Below are 13,110 nucleotides of genomic sequence, written 5' to 3' on the forward strand. Positions count from 1 at the left end.
CCCGACCCCGCGGTGCGCGAGGCCGCCCACGCCATCGAGCAGGCGCACCGGGCGTTGACCGCCGCCGCCGAACCGCCCACCTGGACGGCCGATGCCGAGCGCACCGGTCCGGTGACCGTCACCGAGGCCGGGACCGGGCCGATCCCCCGGGTCGGCTGGACACCGCCCGAGGCCGATCCGGCGTCGACGACCGCCCCGCACCGGGTGCCGCGCCCGGCACCGCCGCAGGCCGCCCCGCCGGTGCGGTCCGGTCCGCTGCCCCGGCAACCGGGGCCCGGCCCGCACCACGCCGCACCGCACCGGCCCGCCGCACCGCACCGCCCTGGCGCGCCGGACCGCTCTGGCGCGCCGCACCGGGCCGTGCCGCCGCGCGCACCGCTGCGCCCGCTGGCCATCCCGAGCTCACCGCAGGCCGGTGGTCGGCGCCCGCTGCGCAAGGGCGACCGCGACGCCGACGTCGTCGCGTTCGTGCTGCACCAGTTCCCGATCGGGTTCATGCCGGTCGCGGCGGGCAAGGCGAGCAGGCAGTTCGCCCCGCCCGCCGACGACCGCCCACCGCAGCACCACCCGAGCGCGGACCTGGTCCGCGACGGCGACGCGGTGGCCCGGACCCGCTCCGGCGAGGTCTACGCGGCGCGGCTGCGGCAGCGGGCCGAACCGGCCGAGACCGAGGAGCTGCCCGAGGAACTGGTCGCCGACCACACCCCGCTCGGCGGGCTCGACGAGCAGGAGTGGGAACTCCGGTACCGCCGGGACGAGGGGTGGTCGTGGCCGTCCGGGGAGGAAGCCGAACCGGTGGTGCTGGAACCCGACGAGGTCGTCGACCACCTCGGTGACGGAGCGGGCCGGATGCTGTTCGCCCCGGCGACGCCGTTCGCCCGCCGCGCGCTGCCCCCGGAGCACCGGCGGCTGCCGTACCGGCGGTACCGGGTGATGCGCCCGCTGCCGGTGTGGCGGGGAGAGGCCGAGCCCTGGTTCGGCCAACCCGGCGGCGGGGTGCGCTACCGCACCACCTACCCGCTGGTCGAGCTGGTCGCCATGGGATACCTGGTGGAGTTGACCGCGCAGCGCCGCAACGCCGAGGAGCGGACGCAGCGGATCGAGTCGGCACGAGCGCAGGAGGCAGGGACGTGAACACCGAGTCGGTGATCGGCTGGCTGGAGTCGATGGGCGTGCCCGCCGGACTCGTCTCGGTCGGCGCCGAGGTGGACGACGCCTGGTGCCTGCTGCGCGGCGAGGCCGACGGCGTGGCGGCCTGGGAGGTCTTCTGGCGCGAGCAGGGCAACCGCTACGACTGGGCGCGCTTCGACAGCGAGCAGGTCGCCTGCTTCTACCTGTTCGGACGGCTCACCTGGACGCAGGTGCTGCGGGGGGTGGTGGGGACAGTAGACGCAACAAACACCCCACCTCAGGGGAATCCTCGGGTGTGATCTTTCGGTGTCGGTCTTCTTTTGCGTGGCGGTGCGGGTGGCGGAACCTCAGCGGCCTTCTCGCTCCGGGCGCCCTTCCTCATGTACCAACCACGTACACAGCGTCAGGGCGTCCTCGCGAGAAGACCGCTGAGAACCCGCGGCGGTGCCAGTTGATCAGGTGGGGTAAGGCGGAAGCGGCTTTCGCCGCTTGCCTGACGGGGGTTGGGTGAGCGGGCGGGTTCGGCTGGAAGCGGCTTCGCCGCTTCAGGTGAGGTGGTGGAGGGCTTCGGCGTGGAGGTGGCCGTTGGAGGTGAGGGCGCTGCCGCCGTCGTAGCGGGGTGCGCCGGTGAGGTCGGTGAAGGTGCCGCCCGCTTCCTCGACGATGACCTGCACCGCCGCCACGTCCCAGGGGTTGACGACGGCTTCGGCGGCCAGGTCGATCGCTCCTTCGGCGACCAGGCAGTGCTGCCAGAAGTCGCCGAACGCCCGGTTCTCCCAGCAGGCGTCGACCAGCCGCAGGTAGGACTCCCGCGAGTGGTGCTCCACCCAGCTCCCCAGGTGCGTGGTCGACAGGTACGCGTCGCCCAGGTCGCGCACCCCGGACACCGAGATCCGCTCCGGCTCGCCCGCGCCGGTCCGGCACCACGCCCCGGCACCTGCCCCGGCCCACCACCGCTTGCCCAGCGCCGGTGCGCTGATCATCCCGAGGACCGGGCGCCCGCCGTCGACGAGCGCGAGCAGCGTCGCCCACGCGGGCACGCCGCGCAGGAAGTTCTTGGTGCCGTCGATCGGGTCGAGCACCCACGCCCGCCCGGTGCCGACCTCGCCGCCGCGCTCCTCGCCCGCCACCACGTCGTCCGGGCGGTGCTCGGCGAGCTCGGCGCGCACCGCGTCCTCGACCGCGAGGTCGGCGTCGGTCACCGGCGTCCGGTCCGGCTTGCGGTCGACGTGCAGGTCGCGGGCGCGGAACCGGGCGGTGGTGATCCGGTCGGCGACGTCGGCGAGCCGCTGGGCGAGTTCGAGATCGGTCGTCACGGCAGAGCACCTTAGTCGGCCTCGGGGACACCGCACCCGGCCGCCGCGCCCGCACCCCGGGCGGACCTGGGGTCGGGGACGGGGGCCGCTTCTCTAGGCTGGTGACGTGAGCGTGGTGCTGCTTGCCGAAGACGATCCGGCCATCGCCGTACCGCTGTCCCGCGCGCTGCAACGAGAGGGGTACTCGGTCCAGGTGATCGAGGACGGCCCGGCGACGTTGGCGGCCGCCGCGTCGGGCGGTGTCGACCTGCTGGTCCTCGACCTCGGGTTGCCGGAGATGGACGGCTTGGAGGTGTGCCGCAGACTGCGCGCCCAGGGCCGGGGCCTGCCGGTGCTGATGCTCACCGCCCGCACCGACGAGGTGGACTTCGTGGTCGGCCTCGACGCGGGCGCCGACGACTACGTGGCCAAACCGTTCCGGCTGGCCGAGCTGATGGCCCGCATCCGGGCGCTGCTGCGGCGCGGCGCCCCGGAGACGCTGGAGGCCAGCGGGGTGCGGCTGGACCTCACCGCGCGCCGGGTCCTCGTCGACCAGCACGAGGTGCAGCTGGCGAACAAGGAGTTCGAGCTGCTGCGGGTGCTGATGCAGCACACCGGGCAGGTGGTGACCCGCGAGGAGATCCTGGAGGAGGTCTGGCCGGAGTCCGACCGCAAGGGCAGCAAGACGCTGGACATGCACATCTCGTGGTTGCGCCGCAAGCTCGGCGACACCGGGGGCCGGCTCGACGAGACCCGGATCGCGACGGTGCGCGGCGTCGGCTTCCGGTTCAACGCGGACTGAGAGGTGCTCCCGATGGACGTGCCGGTGGAGCCCTGACGCGATGCGCCGACGGATCCTGCAGGCGACGCTGCTCGCGGTGGCGGTGACCGCGGTCGCGCTCGGGCTGCCGCTGGGCTTCAGCGCGCTCAAGCTGGTCGCGGACCTCACCACGGCCGACCTGTCCACCCGCGCGCAGCAGATCGCCACGCTGCTCGACGAGCAGGTCGCCGCCCAGCAGCCGATCGACCTCACCGCCGCCCGGATCGCGGTGCCCGACGGGGCCCGGCTGATCGTGCGCACCCGGCAGCACGACTACATCTACGGGCCCGACCCGGGGGAGAACCCGCTGGTGGAGAGCGTGCCGATGGTGCAGAGCGGCACGGTGACCATCGCCGCGCCCAGCGGCCCGGTGCGCACCCAGCAGGTGCAGGTGGGCTCGCTGGTGGTGCTGCTGGTGGTGCTGTCGGCGGGCACCGGGATGATCGTGGCGTCGGTCACCGCCCGGCGGCTGGCCGATCCGCTGCGGCACGTCGCGGCCCGGGCGGCCCGCCTCGGCGCCGGCGACTTCCGCCCCGACCCGCAGCGCCACGAGGTGCCCGAGCTGGACCGGGTGTCCGATGCGCTGGACGCCTCCGGGGCTGCGCTGGCCCAGCTCGTGCAGCGCGAGCGGGACCTCGTCGGGGACGTCTCGCACCAGCTGCGCAGCAGGCTCACCGCGATGCACCTGCGGCTCGACGCGCTGGCCGCGACCGACGATCCGGCGGTCGCCGAGGAGGCCACCGCCGCGCTGGAGCAGGCCGAACGGCTCTCCGCGGTGCTCGACGACCTGCTCGCCGCGGCGAGCGCGGCGCGCACCCGGGACGCCGAACCGCTGGACGTCTCCACCCTGCTCACCGAGGTCTCCGCGGAGTGGCGCGAGCCGCTGCGCGCCGAAGGGCGGACGTTGCGGCTGCGGGTGGAGGACGGCCTGCTGGCCCGGGCCACCACGGCGCGGCTGCGGGAGGTGCTGGGCGTGCTGCTGGACAACGCGCTGCGGCACGGCACCGGCACGGTGACCCTCACCGCCCGGCACGGCAGCGGCACCGCGGTCATCGAGGTCGGCGACGCCGGTCCGGGCGTGCCCGACGAACTGGTGCCCTACGTCTTCGAGCGCGGCTTCTCCGGGCGCGGCTCCACCGGGGTGGGGCTGGCGCTGGCCCGCGCGCTGGTGGAGGCCGACAGCGGTCGGCTGGAGCTGAGCAAGGCGCGCCCGGCGATGTTCGAGGTGTTCCTGCCGCTGGCCCGCGCCGACGACATCCTCGGCGTGCCGTGGAACATCGAGTCCACCCCGCGCTAGCGCCGGGACAGGACGGGGCTGGGCGCCGGGCCGGGGTCGGGCTGCGCCGGGAACACCCAGCGCCGGAACGCCCACCAGCGGAACGCCATCCCCAGCAGCACGCCGACGACCTGCCCGGCGGTGAAGTCCGCGATCTCCTCCACCAGCCTGGTGGTGTACGGGGTCTGCAGGTGCAGCAGGTAGCGGGAGACCCACAGCGGCGCCGAGTACAGGGCCACCCCGATGCCGCTGATCAGGAAGTACAGCGTCGCCTCGGAGCGCCGACCGCGCCCGCCCCGGCTCCGGAACGACCACTCCCGGTTGAGCACGTAGGACACCACCGTGGCGACCAGCACCGCGATGACCTTCGACGTGACCGGCTTGTGCTCCAGGACGGTGAGCTTGAGCGCGTAGAACAGCGCCGTGTCGATGACGAAGGTGGCCCCGCCGACGAGGCCGAACTTGAGCAGTTCGCGATACCGGACCGCGAGGCCGCGGCATCGCCGGGGCAGCAGCGCGAGAACCGACACGGCGGCGATTCTACGGAGTCGACCCAACCGGGTGGCCCGTACCGGGGTCGCCGCAGGTCAGCCGCCGGGTCGGCAGGCCGGCGCGCAGTCCGGGAGCAGGTCGATCACCGCCTCGTCGGTCGCCGACCCCAGCGTCGCCGTCACCGGCAGCAGGAGCCGCTCCGGCACCTGCGACCACCCCCCGTCGGAGTGGACCAGCAGCGCGCCGGTGAACGACTCGCCGGGGTCCAGCTCGGCGGCGCACCGGATCTCGTCGTCGGCGGGCAGCACCTGGCAGGCGGGGGAGACGCCGATCGCCTCGACGCCCTCGGGCAGCCGGGCGACCGCCTCGGCGAGGCCGCCGCCGGTCCCGGTGTTGGTGACCTCGACACCGACCCAGCCAGCGCCCCAGCCGTCCCAGTCGTCGTCGTGCCGGTGGTTCGGGTGCGGGTCGTCGAGGTCCCAGTCGTCGGGGTCCCAGCTCCATCGGGCCAGCTCGACCCGCACCCCGTCGACCGGTTCGACGACCACCGGCATCGCGGGCAGCCGCAGGTCGATCGCCGAGCCCGCGCTGACCCGGGCGGTGATCTCGCCGCCGGTCGCCGTCGGCGCGGCCCGGAGCGGGAACGCGAACTCCCGCGCCTCGCCGGGGCCGATGCCGCCGGTGGTGGTGCAGCTCACCTCGCCGGTGCCGCCGCGGCAGGTCATCCCGGCCGCGGACTGCGGGGTGGTCGCGGCCGGTCCGCCGCTGCGGGCCGACGGCAGCGCGGCCGACACGCCGTCCGGGAGCGCGAGCGAGGTGGTGACCGGGGCCGACGGCCCGGTCCCGGTGTTGCGCACGGTGATGGTCAGCTCGGCGGGCGGGCCGCCCGCGGGCAGCACGACCGGCTCGGCCGGTCCGGTGGCGCCCAGGTCGGGGATCCGCGGCGGTGGCGGTGCCGGTGGCGGCGGCGGTTCGGTCGGCGGTGCCGGTGCCGGGGTCGACGGCGCCGGTGGCGGTGGTGGCGCCGGCGGGTTCGGCGCGGGCGGGGGGACCTGGGTGACCGGCGGCGGCGGGGGCGGCACGGCGGCGACCGGGACGGGCTGCTCGGTGCCCGCGCCGATGCCCAGCGCGATGGCGGTGAGCAGCGCGGCCCCGGACGTCGTCGCGGTCAGCGTCTGCCGCGGTCCGGCGCTCAGCGCGCCGCCCGCCGACCCGGCCGCGGCGGCACCGCCGACCGCTCCGGCGCCCGAGGTGCTGAGGTAGCCGGTCGCGGCGGTGCCCAGCAGCAGCGGCGCCACGATGAGCCGCAGCCCGCTGTTGACCTCGGCGAGCTCCCCGGCCAGCGCCCGGCACCGGTCGCACCCGTCGAGGTGGGTGTTGACCTGCGCCGTCTCCCGCTTCGACAAACCGTCCCGGGTCCAGGCCCCGAGCCGGTCCACCACCGCGCGGCAGCGGTCCACGTCCGGGCCGAGCCGGGCCAGGTGGACCTGGAGGTAGGCCTGCCGCAGCCCTTCGCGGGCCCGGTAGGCCAGCGCGGACACCCCGTTGGGCGTCAGCCCGAGCAGCGGGGCCACCTCGGCGGGGCTCTGGCCCTCGACCTCCAGGTGCCACAGCGCGGTCTGCCACCGCTCCGGCAGCCGGGCGAACGCCTGCGCGGCCAGCGAGCGCTCCAGCCCGGCCACCGCCGTGTCGGTGAACGGCACCCCGACGTCGGCCACCTCGCCCACGTCGTCGGCCAGCCGCACCTTGCGGTCCCGGCGACCGCGGTCGTAGGCGGTGCGGCGCAGCGCGGTGAGCAGGTAGGCGCGGAACGCGGTGGTGGGGCCGCTGCCCGCGCGCAGCAGGTCGAGGACCTTGGCGAAGGACTCCGACACGAGGTCGTCGGCCTCCGCCGCCGAGCCGGCGACCTGCCGCGCCATCCGGTAGGCGGCGGCGACGTGCCGCTCGTAGAGCTGCGCGTAGGCCTCGGTGGAGCCGTCGCGGACCGCGTCGAGCAGTTCCGCGTCGCTGGGTTCCTGCGGTTCCGGCGGAGCTGTCGACACTGCACGCCCTTCCCTGGTCGCCTGTCCCGCGTTCGGTGCGCGGGCACTCCGTCGTGGGGCGCTCGGTGATCAGTCGCGCACCGAGCGTCACTCGGGGAGATCATATTGTCTGCGAGATCGACCCCACGACGCCACGGTCGGCACCGTCATGGGCGACCGGTCCGCACGTCTCCCAGGTGGACGGAGCAGTTCTCCCCGAGCGGGGAGGATCCCTCCCGCTCGGGCACGCGGGAGGGCGTGGAGGAGGCGACGGTGAGCGGTCGGGAATGGAGCGGCGCGGCGTTGCCCGCGGGGAGCGGAGCGCTGCGGTCCCGGTGGCGCGCCGCGAGCCTGGCCGCCGGGTGGCCCTTCCCCGGCGACTGGCCCGGGGGCGCGGTGGACGCGGTGTGCGCGGCGGTGGTGACGGGGGCCGACGGGCTGGTGCCGCTGCTGGCCGACCTGGGCGCGGCGCGGGCCGAGGCGGGCGTCGGGCTCGCCGGTGCGCTGGACGACCTCGCGGCCCTCCACGCCGCGTCGGCGCCGGGCGCTGCGGCGGGCCTCGACCCGGACGCGGTGCCGAACTGGATGGTGCGGGCGGTGGCGCTGGGCTGGGCGGAGGTCACCGCCCGGCACGCGATCGGCCGCGAGGTGCGCGACCCGCTGACCGGCCTGACCACCCCCGGCTACCTGCGCACCCGGCTGCACGAGGTGTACCGGTGGGCGCGGGCCGCGGGGCGCACCCCGGCCGACGAGCACGCCTTGATCACCGTCTCGCTGCGGGTGCCCGACCACGGCCACGGCTACCCGCGCTCGATGGGCATGGTGCTGGTCGCCGAGGTGCTGCGCGCGGTGTTCGACGCGGGCGAGACGGTGGCGCTGCTGCGGGCCTCGACGGCGGCCGTGCTGGCACCCCGGGACCGGACCCTGGGCGTGCGCTGCGCGCGCGTCCGCCACCTCGCCGAGCGCAAGCTGGCCGCCGACCCGGCGCTGCGCGTCCCGCGCCCCGACCCGGTCTCGGTGTCCCTGGAGGTCCTGCCCGCGGAACCGGACCAGGCCTGCGCCCTGCTCGCCGCCTTGACCTGAGGCCCGAGCGTGAGCTGGGTCGCGTTCGGAGGAGTCCCGGGGCGGTGGTCGGCGGCGCCCGAACTAGGCTGGTCGTGTGGACCAGCGCACCGGAACTCCCGTCGTCGGCATGGTCGGTGGTGGCCAGTTGGCCCGGATGACCCACCAGGCCGCGATCCCGCTCGGGCAGTCGCTCAAGGTGCTCGCCACCTCCGAGGACGACAGCGCCGCGCTGGTGGCCTCGGACGTGGAGCTGGGGCACCACACCGACCTGGACGCCCTGACCAAGTTCGCGCAGGGCTGCGACGTCCTCACCTTCGACCACGAGCACGTGCCGGGCGAGCACCTGCGCGCGCTGGCCGCCGCCGGGGTGTCGGTGCAGCCGGGTCCGGACGCGCTGCTGCACGCCCAGGACAAGCTGGTGATGCGCCGCGCGCTCGCCGGGCTGGGGTTGCCGGTCCCGCCGTTCGCCGAGATCGGCTCGGTGGACGACGTGCTCGCCTTCGGCGCCGAGCACGGCTGGCCGTGCGTGCTCAAGACCGCCCGGGGCGGCTACGACGGCCGCGGCGTGTGGCTGCTCGACGGTCCGGAGCAGGCCCGCGAGACCGTCGCCGAGCTGCTCGCCGGGGGCGCGGTCCTGCTCGCCGAGCAGCGGGTGGCGCTGCGCCGCGAGCTCGCCGCGCTGGTCGCCCGGTCGCCGTTCGGGCAGGGCGCGGTGTGGCCGCTGGTGGAGACGGTGCAGCAGGACGGCATCTGCGTGCAGGTGCTGGCGCCGGCGCCGGACGCCTCGCCGGAGCTGGTCGAGCAGGCGCAGGACCTGGCGCTGACCGTCGCCGAGTCGCTCGGCGTCACCGGCGTGCTGGCCGTGGAGCTGTTCGAGACCGACGACGGCCTGGTGGTCAACGAGCTGGCGATGCGCCCGCACAACTCCGGGCACTGGACCATCGAGGGCGCTCGCACCTCCCAGTTCGAGCAGCACCTGCGCGCGGTGCTGGACTACCCGCTGGGCAGCACCGACCTCACCGCGCCCGCCGTGGTGATGGCGAACCTGCTGGGCGCGCCGGAGGAGCCCGCGATGGGCGTCGACGAGCGCCTGCACCACCTGTTCGCCCGCTACCCGCACGCCAAGGTCCACCTCTACGGCAAGAGCGAGCGGCCCGGCCGCAAGCTCGGGCACGTGACGCTGCTCGGCGACGACCTCGACGAGGTCCGCGAGCAGGCCCGGCTGGCCGTCCACTGGTTGTCCCGGGGCGAGTGGGCCGACGGGCACCCGATCCACTGACTGAGGAGCGAGGCGTGGCGGAGGAGCGACCCCTGGTCGGCGTCATCATGGGCAGCGATTCGGACTGGCCGGTGATGCGCGCCGCGGGCGAGGCGCTGGCGGAGTTCGAGGTGCCCTTCGAGGTCGGCGTGCACTCGGCGCACCGGACCCCGCAGCGGATGCTGGACTACGCGCGGGAGGCCGCGGACCGGGGCCTGCGCGTGATCATCGCGGGCGCGGGCGGTGCCGCGCACCTGCCGGGCATGGTCGCCTCGGCGACGGTGCTGCCGGTGATCGGCGTGCCCGTGCCGCTCAAGCACCTGGACGGGATGGATTCGCTGCTGTCCATCGTGCAGATGCCCGCCGGGGTGCCGGTGGCGGCGGTCTCGGTCGGCGGGGCGCGCAACGCGGGCCTGCTCGCGGTGCGGACGCTGGCCGCCGACTCGGGTGAGCTGGGCGCCCGGCTGCGGGCCGCGATGGCCCGGTTCCAGTCCGGCCTGGAGGACATGGTGCTGACCAAGCACGACGCGCTGCGCGCCGAGGTCCACGGCGGCTGACCGCTTCTCGCCGACGACGTGCGCGGCGGAACCCAGCGGTGCTCTCGCCGCGCGATGATGTACCCACCCGCCCTCGCGGGGGACCGCTGAGCGCCCGCGGCGGTGCCGGTCGCGCGCCGCACCGCACCGCGGCGCTGCCCCGTTCGGGCCGGACGCCCGACCGCGCGCGGTACCCGTCGTACCTGCTCCGCCGCAGGTCGGACCGAGGTGCCGGGTGGCTTTCGCGGTTCTGCGGCGGCTTCCGGACGATGCCGGGCGGCAGCGCACGCCGCGTGTGAGCATCTTCGCACCGGCCACCCCGGACTACTTGAAGCTTCATGTATATGCTCGCCGGTGGTCTACCTGATGAGGGGCTCCCGCAGCGTGGCGGCGCCCGAGGTGCCACCCGAGCGCGACATCGCGCACTTCCTGAACCCTCCCGGAAAGGGGTCACCGATGCGGCAGACCTTGTCCGACCTCGCCCTCCTCCTGGCCCGCGTCGTCGTGGGCGTGACGTTCATCGCGCACGGTTACCAGAAGCTCGCGATCAACGGCATGGACGCCACCGCGAGCGGCTTCGCATCGATGGGCATCCCGCTGCCCACCGCGGCGGCGTGGTTCGCCGCGCTGGTCGAGCTGCTGGGCGGGATCGCCCTAGTGCTCGGCGTGCTGCTGCCGGTGGCGGGCGTGCTGCTGGCCGCCGTCATGCTCGGCGCCCTGCTCTTCGCGCACCTGGGCACCACGTTCTTCGTCACCGACGGCGGTTTCGAGTACGTGCTGCTGCTGGCGGCGGTGAGCCTCGCGCTCGGCTTCGGCGGTCGGCGCTACAGCGTCGACGCGGCGCTGCGCCGCCGCCAGCCCCAACAGGAGCCTGCCGGGGTCTGAGCACGCACCACCCGTTCGTGAACTGAGTGAGGGGCACCCTTGTCCCAGTAACTTGGACAAGGGTGCCCCTCACCCCGGGTCGTTACGGAATGCGGCGGAGCCGCATGCGGTGCGGCCGTCAACCGGCACCGCGGCCCGTGCTCGGACGTGACCGCTCAGCGGTCTTCTCGCGAGGACAGCGCCGACGCCGTGTACGTCGTGGGTACATCAGGAGGCGATCCCGCAGCGAGAAGACCGCTGAGGTTCCGCTACCCGCACCGCCACGCAGACCATTCTGAAAGCGGCCCTAACTTGGGCAAGGGTGCCCCTCACTCCGGGTTCGGTCGGGTCAGGCCAGGCGGGCCGTGGTGCGCTCGTCGGCCCGGCGCCGCTCCAGCAGGGCCGGGTCGGCGTGGGCGCAGTGCACCAGGGACGCCCCGGCGGCGAGCACGGCGAGCAGGCCGTCCAGCACCCCGCCGGGCAGCGTCCACTCCACGGTGGACAGCACCCGGTCCCCGGCGCTGAGGCCGAGCCCGGCCGCCCGCTCGCGGGCGGCGGCGACCAGCTCCCCGGCGGAGTGCCCCAGCAGCGCCGGGGTGTCGGCCGGGACCGGCAGCAGCGGGCTGAAGTCGTCGCCGTGCACGCGGATCTCGGTGGCGTAGTCGAGCACCCCGTCCGGCAGGTCGCGCACCGGCGCCCCCAGCGCGTCCAGGCCCACCGCGGCCACCGTCCGCGCACCCGCGCCGCGCGCCGGGTCCGAGGCCGCCACCACGGCGAGCTCCGCGCCGTCCGGATCACCGACGACGTGCGCGCCGCACCACCACGCGCCGAGCAGCACGCCGGCCGTCTGCCAGTGCGCGGGCAGGTCCACCGCGACCGGCGTGCCCGGTTCCACGTCGAGCTCGTCGACCAGCCAGTTCGCCGTCTTCGCGGCCCAGTTCGCCGTCGTGGCCCCGGACAGCTCCACCCGCGCACCGGTCGCGTCGTCGTAGTAGGTGATCAGCGGCTTCGCGGCGTTGCCCGCCAACACCGGGCCGAGCAGTTCCTGGGTGGCGCTCATGGCGACGAGGGTATCCCCCGGCCGCGGTTCCGGCGTGCGCCCGTCAGTTCACGCAGGGCACGCCGTCGGAGGTGATCGGCGGCGGCTGCGCGGTCGCGTCCAGCCGCAGCGGTGCCGCCGGGGCGAGCCCGGGCGGTGGCGGCGCGACCAGTCCCGCGAAGAAGTCCCGCACGGCGGGTGGGTCGACGGTGACGATGCTGCGGTCCCGGTCGTCGCGCAGGCCCACCCCGGTCAGCGGCAGCGTCACGAACGACACCCCGCCCGCGGCGAGCTCGCGCATCCGCTGCGCGAAGGCCATCACGTCCCAGTCCTGGTCGAGCACCACCGAGCGGCGCAGCGCGGCGATCAGCCCGTTCAGCCGCGCCGGATCGGTCAGCGTGCCGGAGGAGAACACCTCGCCGGCCAGCGAGGCCATGAAGACCTGCTGCCGGACGATCCGGTCCAGGTCGCCGCGCGGCAACCCGCCGCGCTGCCGGACGAACGCCAGCGCGTCGCCCCCGGCGATCCGCTGCGGACCGGCGGCGAAGTCGGCGCCGGAGTCGGGATCGCTGGTGGCCTGGCGCAGGCACACCCGCACCCCGCCGACGGCCTCGGTGATCTCGTAGAAGCCGAGCAGGTTGATCTCGGCGTAGCGGTCGATGCGCACCCCGGTCAGCCGCTGCACGGTGCGCACCAGCGCCCGCTGCCCGGCCAGCCGCGACCCGGCCTCGTCGGCGCCCTCCTCCCGGGCGGCCGCGGCCTTCGCGAGCCCGTAGACGGCGTTGATCTTCTCCGGGCGACCGCCGGGCACCTCGGTGTAGGTGTCGCGCGGGATGGACACGGCGGTCGGCGCCGCGCCGTCGTGCGGGACGCGGACCACCACCAGGGTGTCGGTGTTGAGCCCCGGGCTGCTCTCGGTGCGCAGCTCCCGCAGCACGCTCTCCGGCAGCGGGTTGCCGTGGGCGTCGGTGCGGCTGTCGCTGCCGACCAGCAGCAGGTCCAGCGCTCCGTCGTCGCGCGGCGGCGGGGGCTCGGCCTCGTCCGGCGCGGCGGGTTCGGCCAGCACCGTGGAGCTGCTGACGTCGTCGAGCCGGTCCAGCAGGAACCAGCCGGTCGCCGTCGTGCCGAGCACCACGGCGGAGAACAGCGCGATCAAGCCGCGGCCGGTGATCCGGGCGGCCGTGCGCCGCCCGGTGCGCGGCGCCTCCGGCGCGTCGTCCTGCGCTTCCGCCACCTGTGCCTCCCCGATCGAGCAACCGCACGGTGCGCGGTGCGGGCCGCCCAGACCCTAACCGGAGGTCCCCCGGGCGTGT

13 protein-coding genes are annotated in these 13,110 nt (G+C 75.4%); 8 read left to right on the top strand and 5 right to left on the bottom strand.

Annotation, left to right across the window (positions count from 1 at the left end; all coding sequences use genetic code 11):
- The first annotated feature begins 495 nt into the window (after positions 1–495).
- Positions 496–1,134 carry a TNT domain-containing protein gene (locus tag ABD976_RS29595; RefSeq protein WP_425570072.1) on the top strand — a complete coding sequence of 213 codons (639 nt, stop codon included), beginning with the start codon at positions 496–498 and terminating at the stop codon, positions 1,132–1,134.
- Complete coding sequence (locus tag ABD976_RS06275; protein ID WP_345358527.1) at positions 1,131–1,430, top strand: hypothetical protein; 300 nt, start codon at positions 1,131–1,133, stop codon at positions 1,428–1,430. The genes ABD976_RS29595 and ABD976_RS06275 overlap by 4 nt, the downstream gene beginning before the upstream one ends.
- 246 nt (positions 1,431–1,676) lie before the next feature.
- Here ABD976_RS06275 and hisN read toward each other — a convergent pair whose 3' ends face one another.
- A complete protein-coding gene (gene hisN / locus ABD976_RS06280; protein WP_345358530.1) occupies positions 1,677–2,447 on the bottom strand; it encodes a histidinol-phosphatase in 771 nt (256 codons plus the stop codon).
- Between the two features lie 106 nt (positions 2,448–2,553).
- Here hisN and ABD976_RS06285 point away from each other — a divergent pair, with 106 nt between their 5' ends.
- Positions 2,554–3,228: a response regulator transcription factor gene (locus ABD976_RS06285; protein WP_345358533.1), complete on the top strand. Its 675-nt coding sequence runs from the start codon at positions 2,554–2,556 to the stop codon at positions 3,226–3,228.
- A 40-nt stretch (positions 3,229–3,268) separates the two neighbouring features.
- Entirely contained in the window at positions 3,269–4,543 is a 1,275-nt protein-coding gene (locus tag ABD976_RS06290) for an ATP-binding protein (RefSeq protein ID WP_345358536.1), read from the top strand.
- Here ABD976_RS06290 and ABD976_RS06295 read toward each other — a convergent pair.
- Both ABD976_RS06295 and ABD976_RS06300 read right to left on the bottom strand, forming a co-directional pair.
- Positions 4,540–5,061 carry a GtrA family protein gene (locus tag ABD976_RS06295; protein ID WP_345358754.1) on the bottom strand — a complete coding sequence of 174 codons (522 nt, stop codon included), beginning with the start codon at positions 5,059–5,061 and terminating at the stop codon, positions 4,540–4,542. The genes ABD976_RS06290 and ABD976_RS06295 overlap by 4 nt on opposite strands.
- Before the next feature lie 48 nt (positions 5,062–5,109).
- Positions 5,110–7,056 (bottom strand): sigma-70 family RNA polymerase sigma factor, encoded by a 1,947-nt coding sequence (locus ABD976_RS06300; RefSeq protein ID WP_345358539.1) that lies wholly within the window; start codon positions 7,054–7,056, stop codon positions 5,110–5,112.
- 252 nt (positions 7,057–7,308) lie between these two features.
- Between ABD976_RS06300 and ABD976_RS06305 the strand changes: the two genes are divergently transcribed.
- The 4 genes from ABD976_RS06305 to ABD976_RS06320 all read left to right on the top strand — a co-directional run bounded on the left by ABD976_RS06305 (position 7,309) and on the right by ABD976_RS06320 (position 10,779).
- Positions 7,309–8,118: a hypothetical protein gene (locus tag ABD976_RS06305; protein ID WP_345358542.1), complete on the top strand. Its 810-nt coding sequence runs from the start codon at positions 7,309–7,311 to the stop codon at positions 8,116–8,118.
- Between the two features lie 76 nt (positions 8,119–8,194).
- The gene (locus ABD976_RS06310) at positions 8,195–9,379 is read left to right on the top strand and encodes a 5-(carboxyamino)imidazole ribonucleotide synthase (RefSeq protein WP_345358545.1); all 1,185 of its coding nucleotides are present in this window, start codon (positions 8,195–8,197) and stop codon (positions 9,377–9,379) included.
- Between the two features lie 47 nt (positions 9,380–9,426).
- Complete coding sequence (gene purE, locus ABD976_RS06315) at positions 9,427–9,915, top strand: 5-(carboxyamino)imidazole ribonucleotide mutase (protein WP_345358758.1); 489 nt, start codon at positions 9,427–9,429, stop codon at positions 9,913–9,915.
- A gap of 435 nt (positions 9,916–10,350) precedes the next feature.
- Positions 10,351–10,779 carry a DoxX family protein gene (locus ABD976_RS06320; RefSeq protein WP_345358548.1) on the top strand — a complete coding sequence of 143 codons (429 nt, stop codon included), beginning with the start codon at positions 10,351–10,353 and terminating at the stop codon, positions 10,777–10,779.
- Positions 10,780–11,107: 328 nt separating this feature from the next.
- Here ABD976_RS06320 and ABD976_RS06325 read toward each other — a convergent pair whose 3' ends face one another.
- Positions 11,108–11,818, bottom strand: a complete 711-nt coding sequence (locus ABD976_RS06325) for a TIGR03089 family protein (RefSeq protein ID WP_345358551.1) — start codon at positions 11,816–11,818, stop codon at positions 11,108–11,110.
- Between the two features lie 43 nt (positions 11,819–11,861).
- Positions 11,862–13,031, bottom strand: a complete 1,170-nt coding sequence (locus tag ABD976_RS06330) for an LCP family protein (RefSeq protein WP_345358554.1) — start codon at positions 13,029–13,031, stop codon at positions 11,862–11,864.
- Positions 13,032–13,110: the final 79 nt, after the last annotated feature.

It is taken from the genome of Saccharopolyspora cebuensis (assembly GCF_039542665.1).
Taxonomy (GTDB): Bacteria; Actinomycetota; Actinomycetes; order Mycobacteriales; family Pseudonocardiaceae; genus Saccharopolyspora; species Saccharopolyspora cebuensis.

What these genes read in the sequence shown, in the direction of transcription:
- ABD976_RS06325 (WP_345358551.1), bottom strand. Translation starts at nt 11,818, where the DNA reads ATGAGCGCCACCCAGGAACTGCTCGGCCCGGTGTTGGCGGGCAACGCC.
- ABD976_RS29595 (WP_425570072.1), top strand. Translation starts at nt 496, where the DNA reads ATGCCGGTCGCGGCGGGCAAGGCGAGCAGGCAGTTCGCCCCGCCCGCC.
- ABD976_RS06320 (WP_345358548.1), top strand. Translation starts at nt 10,351, where the DNA reads ATGCGGCAGACCTTGTCCGACCTCGCCCTCCTCCTGGCCCGCGTCGTC.
- purE (WP_345358758.1), top strand. Translation starts at nt 9,427, where the DNA reads ATGGGCAGCGATTCGGACTGGCCGGTGATGCGCGCCGCGGGCGAGGCG.
- ABD976_RS06290 (WP_345358536.1), top strand. Translation starts at nt 3,269, where the DNA reads ATGCGCCGACGGATCCTGCAGGCGACGCTGCTCGCGGTGGCGGTGACC.